The 6,873-nt window shown below is 71.6% G+C and carries 8 protein-coding genes; 1 reads left to right on the forward strand and 7 read right to left on the reverse strand.

Annotated elements, in window-relative coordinates; all coding sequences use genetic code 11:
• Positions 1 to 40 precede the first annotated feature (40 nt).
• Genes OG496_RS41065 through OG496_RS41075 form a run of 3 tightly spaced genes read right to left on the reverse strand, consistent with a single transcriptional unit; the run spans position 41 to position 2,744 of the window.
• On the reverse strand, positions 41 to 805 hold the full coding sequence (locus OG496_RS41065; RefSeq protein WP_405974458.1) for a DUF4097 family beta strand repeat-containing protein: 765 nt from the start codon (positions 803 to 805) through the stop codon (positions 41 to 43).
• On the reverse strand, positions 802 to 1,452 hold the full coding sequence (locus OG496_RS41070) for a response regulator (protein WP_405974459.1): 651 nt from the start codon (positions 1,450 to 1,452) through the stop codon (positions 802 to 804). The genes OG496_RS41065 and OG496_RS41070 overlap by 4 nt, the downstream gene beginning before the upstream one ends.
• Positions 1,440 to 2,744, reverse strand: a complete 1,305-nt coding sequence (locus OG496_RS41075) for a histidine kinase (RefSeq protein ID WP_405974460.1) — start codon at positions 2,742 to 2,744, stop codon at positions 1,440 to 1,442. Before OG496_RS41075 ends, OG496_RS41070 begins: the two co-directional genes overlap by 13 nt.
• A 223-nt stretch (positions 2,745 to 2,967) precedes the next feature.
• On the opposite strand from OG496_RS41075, the gene OG496_RS41080 reads away from it, so the two are divergent.
• The gene (locus OG496_RS41080) at positions 2,968 to 3,462 is read left to right on the forward strand and encodes a hypothetical protein (RefSeq protein WP_405974461.1); all 495 of its coding nucleotides are present in this window, start codon (positions 2,968 to 2,970) and stop codon (positions 3,460 to 3,462) included.
• Between the two features lie 8 nt (positions 3,463 to 3,470).
• Here OG496_RS41080 and OG496_RS41085 read toward each other — a convergent pair whose 3' ends face one another.
• The 4 genes from OG496_RS41085 to OG496_RS41100 all read right to left on the reverse strand — a co-directional run bounded on the left by OG496_RS41085 (position 3,471) and on the right by OG496_RS41100 (position 6,827).
• A complete protein-coding gene (locus tag OG496_RS41085; protein ID WP_405974462.1) occupies positions 3,471 to 4,040 on the reverse strand; it encodes a hypothetical protein in 570 nt (189 codons plus the stop codon).
• Between the two features lies 1 nt (position 4,041).
• The gene (locus OG496_RS41090; RefSeq protein WP_405974463.1) at positions 4,042 to 5,163 is read right to left on the reverse strand and encodes a hypothetical protein; all 1,122 of its coding nucleotides are present in this window, start codon (positions 5,161 to 5,163) and stop codon (positions 4,042 to 4,044) included.
• Positions 5,164 to 5,264: 101 nt separating this feature from the next.
• Positions 5,265 to 5,483 carry an MbtH family protein gene (locus tag OG496_RS41095; RefSeq protein WP_405974464.1) on the reverse strand — a complete coding sequence of 73 codons (219 nt, stop codon included), beginning with the start codon at positions 5,481 to 5,483 and terminating at the stop codon, positions 5,265 to 5,267.
• An 84-nt stretch (positions 5,484 to 5,567) separates the two neighbouring features.
• Entirely contained in the window at positions 5,568 to 6,827 is a 1,260-nt protein-coding gene (locus tag OG496_RS41100) for a MalY/PatB family protein (protein ID WP_405974465.1), read from the reverse strand.
• Positions 6,828 to 6,873 lie beyond the last annotated feature (46 nt).

A 6,873-nucleotide genomic window follows, 5' to 3' on the forward strand; every position in this document is an offset into this window, starting at 1 on the left:
CGTTGACGGTGGCCGATGTGTGCGGAGGTACGACGGTCTGTCAGTAGCCGATCGTCGCCGACCCGCTGCCGATCCGGACGGCGATCTCCCTGTTTGCCCCGGGGTCGCCCAGCCCTTGCGCCGTGCGCAACCCGCCCGTGGGCACGTGCGGCTCGATCCGGTAGCGGCTGTTGGGCGGCACTGTGATGGACAGGGCGCCGGAGTCGGCCTCGGCCGTGACCTGGCGAGGGGCCGAGACGAACTCGAGGTGCGTCGAGCCGGAGGCGGTTCGGGCCTGGACCGTCCGGGAGGTCAGCGCGTTGGCCCGGATCTCCCCGGACGTGGTGCGCAGCCGCAGGGCGCCGCTGCTGTCCGCCACGGTCAGTGAGCCGGAGGCGCCGGTCAGGTCGAGGTCGCCCCGGATATGCGCGACATCGATCGAACCGGAGCCGAGCCGAGCGTCCACCGAGACCGAGGGGGGGATCTCCAGATCGAGGGAGACGTCCGGTGCCAGGCCGTCCAACTGTGCGGAGGACCTGGTGACGCGGACCGTCAGGGTGTCACCCCGCCAGAACTCCTCGACCCGGGGCTCACGCAGGTTCCAGGACAGGCTCGACCGGAGCCGGACCCGGCCGGCCTGCCCGGGGCGGACCCGTACCGAGCCTTCGGGCAGGTCGAGCCGGACGGTGGTGACGGGGTGGTTCAGCCGTACTTCGTCGGTCCGCTCGGCGCGGCCCAGCCACGCCCACCCGTACAGAGCGCCCGGCGCCAGCAGCACCGCGGCTGTCACTCCGGCGAACGCCGTCCAGGCCCGGCGGGGCGTCACCCCGGTACCCCGAGGAACCGCAGCACGGCCAGCACCCGCCGATGGTCGCCGTCCGCCTGGGGCAGGTCGAGCTTGGAGAGGATGCTGTTGATGTGTTTGGCGACCGCGCTCTCGCTCACCACCAGCGCCTGGCCGATGCCCGCGTTGGAGCGGCCCTCGGCCATCAGCGCGAGGACGTCCCGTTCACGCGGGGTCAGCCGCTCCAGCGGGTCGCTCTCCCGGCGTACCAGTAACTGCGCGACCGCCTCAGGGTCCAGCGCGGTGCCCCCGGCGGCGACCCGGTGGACGGCCTCTATGAACTCGGCGACGTCGGCCACCCGGTCCTTGAGCAGGTAGCCCACCCCCCGGGTGTTGCCGGACAGCAGTTTCGCCGCGTGCCGCTCCTCAACGTACTGCGAGAGCAGTAACACCGCGACGTCCGGCCAGTTCTGGCGGATCGTCAGCGCTGCTCGCATGCCCTCGTCGGTGTGCGTGGGCGGCATCCGGACATCGGTGATCACCAGGTCCACTGCGGAGTCCTCGGCGAGCAGCGCAAGCAGGCTCTCGGCGTCTCCGACGTCGCCTACCACCTCTATCCCGGCGGATTGCAGCAGTTGAACCAGCCCGGCCCGCAGCAGGATGGCATCCTCGGCGATCACAGCACGCACGGCAGCTCCACGGTGATTCTCGTGCCCCCTCCAGCGGGGCTGCTGACAGAAAGGGTTCCGTCGACCGAGGAGACCCGGTTCGCGAGGCCGGCCAAGCCTGTGCCGCCGGTCGGATCGGCGCCGCCGACCCCGTCGTCGATCACGGTTACCCGTAGCCGGTCGGCGTCCCGTTCGAGTCGGATCTCGGCCTGGGTGGCCCGGGCATGCTTGGCAATGTTGGCCAGGGACTCTGAGACCACGAAGTACGCCACGGCCTCGATCGCGGGCGCGGCGCGGCCCTCGGCGGACACTCGCAGTCGGACCGGGAAGGGAGCCCGGGCCGCGATTCCGGACAGCGCCGCGTCCAGACCCTCCTCGTCCAGCACCGCCGGGTGCAGGCCGCGGACTAGGTCGCGCAGTTCGGTCAGGGCGTCCTTCGCCTCCGTGTGCACATTGGCCAGCAACTCCTTTGCCTCAGAGGACAGTCCGGGCAGTGTGGCCCGCGCCAGGCCGAGCCTCATCGCCAAGGAGACCAGGCGCTGCTGCACCCCGTCGTGCAGGTCCCGCTCGATCCGGCGACGCTCCGCGTCGGCCGCGTCCAGCAGGGCGGCCCGGCTCACCGCCAGACGGTCCACCCGGCGCTGAAGCTCCCCTGCTCGGCTGGGGCCCAGCAGCGCCTGGGCAGCAGCGATGTCGGTCCGGGCGACCAGCCGGGTCAGCGGCGGTGCCATGAACAGCAGGACCGGTCCGAGCAGCCAGGTCGTGGCCAGTGCCGTCGGGTGCGCGCCGGGGTTCAGCGGGCTCGAAGCGGGCAGGGCCCAGGCGAAGAGGGGCAGTACGGTCAGCGCACATCCCAGGGCCCAGGCAGCTAACGCCGCCAGTGCCCCGAGGGAGGCTGCCGGGCCCGCCAGCACGTGGTACGCCACCTGACGCCACAGCGACTCCGACCGGATCATCCCGGCCCGCGCCCGCCAGCCCGTCCCCGACCGCAGCTCCACCCCCGCGATGTCCACCGCCGACAGCGCGCGCAGTCGGCTGCGCTGAAGCCGCGTCAGCAAGGGGGTGACGACTGTCAGCAGGACTGCGCAGGCCGCCCCGAACACCAGGGTCATCAGCAGCATCACAGTCAGGCTCACCGAGAGCGGAGTTGCCGCCAGGCCCAGCTCCAGCGGTGCCACGGTGACGACCAGACCCGCCGTGTGCACCGGGATGCCGGCTACGACGAACACGGTGTTCCGCCAGGCCTTGGCCGACCAGGGAAGAGCGCCGGCCGCCCACGGCGCGCGCAACGAGGCGGCCAGCGAGGGGAACATGACGAGGAGTCTAGATCCTGAATCCGCACTGCCCGTACTCCGGGCGGACGGCGGGATACGACGGCACAGTCCCGCCGGCCGTGCCTCGCATCCCCGTCGGGTAGAACCGGGGGGTGTACCTGGTACCACCCTCAAGTCGGCATCGCTCACTACTGTCCGAGGCCTGCGCAGCCGACATGCTTTTCCCGTGCCCGAGAGACGGGCCGGGGAAGGGGAAGGTGCCATGGCGCGCGTACCGTCGGTCGCGACTCGGCAGAGCATGTACGGCTCCGGCCGGGCGGCGGCCGGACCGGCCCCCGTCGCCCCGCGACGCCTTCCCGACACCGTGGCCGCCCGGGCGATCCCCCGTGGCCGGGCGGCCACGGTCCTCATCGGACTCGGCTTGGCCATGCTGCCCTGGCTGGTCGTCCTGCACACTTGCCTGCCCGGCACCGCCGAGTCCGCGCACTGGGCCTGGGCCTGGACCGGCCTGGACGGTCTGGAGGCGGCCGGGCTGCTCGGCACGGGCCTGCTGTTGCGCTGTGGTGACCCCCGGGCCTGTCTCACCGCGGTGGCCGCCGCGACCCTGCTGCTGGTCGACGCCTGGTTCGACATCATGACGGCGGCTCCGGGCGCGGACCTGACGTCCGCCGTCCTGATGGCCGTCTGCGCCGAGCTTCCCCTCGCGGGGGCGTGCGCGGCGCTGGCGATCCGGGCCTTCCCTCGGCCGGAGCGGTGATCCGGATGTCACTCCCAGGCCCACTGGTACGTGTGCCGGTTACGGCGGCCGCGGATCCACAAGACCACGCACAGCGGGATCGTCACCATCAGCGGCAGCAGGGCGATCGTCCAGCTCAGCGACAGGGGTGGGCCGGGGCGCGGACCGACGGCCAGGGACAGGACACCGTCGCCCTTGCCGCGCGGGCCATCGACGGTGAAGTGGAAGCGCCAGGTGCCCTGTTCGGGGAGTACGTAGGTGTCCAGGCCCCAGCGGTCGTGCCCGCGGACGTAGGGCTTCAGCATGCGGTCCTCAGGGCGGCGGTGCCAGAACTCCGCGCCGTCCGGGGCCGTCATGATCAGCTTTGCGGAGTGGCCGCGGATGCCGTCGTCGGGCTGGAAGGTGATGTCCATGGCACGGTCGGCGGCGATCGGCCACTCGGAGAACGAGACCTGCAGCCGGTACGGGCCCGCGGTGACGAATTCCGAATGCACCACGGGCGCCGGGGTGACGGCGGCCTGCGCGACCGGTGCGGCACCCATTGCCGCCACGACGGCCAGGGCGACGGCGGAGAGTGCGCGCAGGAGAGCGGTACGCATCTCAATCCTCCACGAGAGTCGGGGAGTCCGGGACGCCGGCCAGCCTGCGCAACGGGAACGAGAAGCGGTGGCCGAGCCAGCCCGCGCCGGCACCCAGCAGCCCGGCCAGGATCAGGACCGTCGGGGTGAGCGGGTCGTGGATCTGCGGCCCGTAGACGGCGGCCATGAGGACACCGAGCCCCCCGGTCGCGAGTGGCAGGGCCCGCCCTGGGGAGGCGCCCACCAGGCGGTAGCGCAGCAGGAACAGGTCGAGCAGGATGGCGACAACCGGCAGGACGAGCGGGTCGAGGGACGGCATCTGCGGCACCGTGGACACCCCGTCACGGAACGGCAGGCCGAGGCTGTCGGCGTACCAACGAGTGGCAAAGGGCACGAACAGCCACTGGATGCCGACGATGGCAAGGAAGACCAGGCCGGTCGAGCTGACCCATCCAGGCCGCCGGACGACACAACCGACGAGGGTCAGCACGAGCAGCGCTACGAAGGTTACCGAGACCTCGAACGGCTGGGCCCAGAACAGCGCGAACACTACGGTGATCATGCTGAGCGCCGAGCTCACCACCAGGCCACAGCGGCCGGGCAGGTCACGGTACTGGGCGGCGAACGCGACGATGGTGCCGACGCAGATCGCCACGCCGCCGAGGGCCAGACCGACGTGCGGCGGCGAGTTGAGGGTCACGTCGAAGCCGTACTCGGTGTGCCACCACAGGTCGGCCATGCCGTAGAAGAGGTCGATGGCGCCGCCGACCCCGGCGATCAGGAACCCGACCGGGGCCTGGAAGGTGCCGAACACCTGTACCGAGGTGCTGGCCCGCGGGTTACCGCCGCGGCGTTCGGCCCCTGTGCGCAGCAGTACTACCACCGCGCTGGTCAGTCCGGCGAGCGACGGACCGGCGTAGATGAGCAGGTGTGGCAGGGTCAGGAACGTGTCGGGACCGACGTTGTTGTGCCACTGCACGTCCCAGACCACGCCGAAGCCCTGGGAGACCATGCTGAGCAGCAGCAGGACGCCGCCGATCCGTTCGGCACGGCGGCCCGGAGCGGGCGGGACGGTGTCCGCAGAGTCCGGTGGGCCTTGGCGATCGGGTGTCGGCGGTGCGGTCCCGGTGGCTTCGGTGGTCACGGCCTTGTCTCCCTTCCTCGGGAACTGGGCGGGCGTGGGGCGGTGGGAATGCCACAGGGCCGCCAGGAGGAGCGGCCCTGCGAGTCGGGGGGCGGCGGATCTCAGACGGCGGCGTTCTGCTCCATCCAGGTGCGCAGGCTCAGCGGTCGCATGTCGGTCCACGCCTCGCGGATGTGCGCCAGGCACGCCTCGCGGGTGTCGCGGGTGCCCTCCTCGCGCCAGCCGTCCGGAAGGTCGCGGTCGGCCCACCAGATCGAGTACTGCTCCTCGTGGTTGACCACCACGACGTAGATGGGCTCGTTCGGTGCGGTGACGGACATCTGTTCTCCTCGGGAAGGAACGTGGGCTGAGGGCCGGGACCGGAGCGGCCGGGCAGGGGAACGGGACCACCGTGCGACGGCCCGCTATACCGTCCCTATATCGATCAGCAGGTCGGTGACGGGACCGGCCGACGGCTGCGGTGCCTCCAGCCCGCGGGCCAGCCGCCGGACCATCTCCTCGACCAGCAGCCGGGGGGTGGCGAGATTGAGCCGAAGAAAGCCGGGACTGCCGTAGGCCCGGCCGTCGCTGACGGCCAGTCCGGCGGTGCGCAGCACGCGCCGCGCCAGATCGTCCTCGCCCAGCCGGTCGGCCGTGCTGCGGCAGTCCAACCATGCCAAGTACGTCGCCTCGGGCAGCCGATAGCCGATCTCACCGAGGCCACCAGCCGACAGCAGTTCGGCCAGCAGCCGGCGGTTGCCGTCCAGATAGCGCAGGGTCTCGTCCAGCCAGCGTTCGCCGGCGCTGAACGCCGCTTCACTGGCCGCCGCGCCGAAGACGCCCACCCCGTCCCGCATTCGGGGCGGCTGGTTCAGCAACGCCTCCGCCGTCCCCGGCCCGGCCGGGATGCCGAAGGCGCACTTGAGACCGGCGACGTTCCAGCCCTTGCTGGCAGACAGGCCGGTCAAGCTGCGGACCTTCTGTGCGGCGGGCAGCGAGGCGAACGGCACGTGCGCCCGGCCCGGGAACACCAGCGGGGCGTGCACCTCGTCGCAGAGCACGGTGACTTCGTGGGCCCGGGCGAGCTCGGCGACGGTGGTCAGCTCGGCGGGCGTACAGACCGTACCGGTGGGGTTGTGCGGGTTGCACAGCAGATAGACTCGGGCGCCGTCGCGGAACGCACGCTCCAGCCCCGCCAGGTCCAGCTGCCAGCGGCCGTTACGAAGCAGCATGGGGTTGGGCACCAACTCGCGCTCACGCTCGGCGACCGCCTCGAAGAACGCCGGGTATGCCGGGATGTCGACGACCACCGCGTCACCGGGCGCCGAGAACGCCTCGAGGCCGGCCTCCATCACCCGCATCACATCGGCGTAGAACAGGATCCGCGAGCGCGGCACCCACCAGCTGTGCCGACGCAGCAGCCAGCCGGCCAGCGCCGCCTGCGCCGGGCTGTCGTCGGTGTACGAGAACGCGTAGCCCATATCCCCCTCGGCAGCCAGCCGACCGATCGCCCGACGGATCTCCTCGGCCACCGGGAAGTCCATCTCCGCGATGTGGGCCGGCTGGACACCGGGTTCATGGCGGCGCCACTTCTCGCTGGTCCGGTGGTGCAGGGCGGTCAGGGCGGCGCCGGGATCGGGCGCGGAGTCGAGGGGGCTGACAGTTATCGGACGACCTGGTTTCACGGCCCCAATTCCTTTGTGAACAGCGTCAGTTGTGCAAAGGCGTCGG

Source organism: Streptomyces sp. NBC_00988 (genome assembly GCF_045162645.1).
GTDB lineage: Bacteria > Actinomycetota > Actinomycetes > Streptomycetales > Streptomycetaceae > Streptomyces.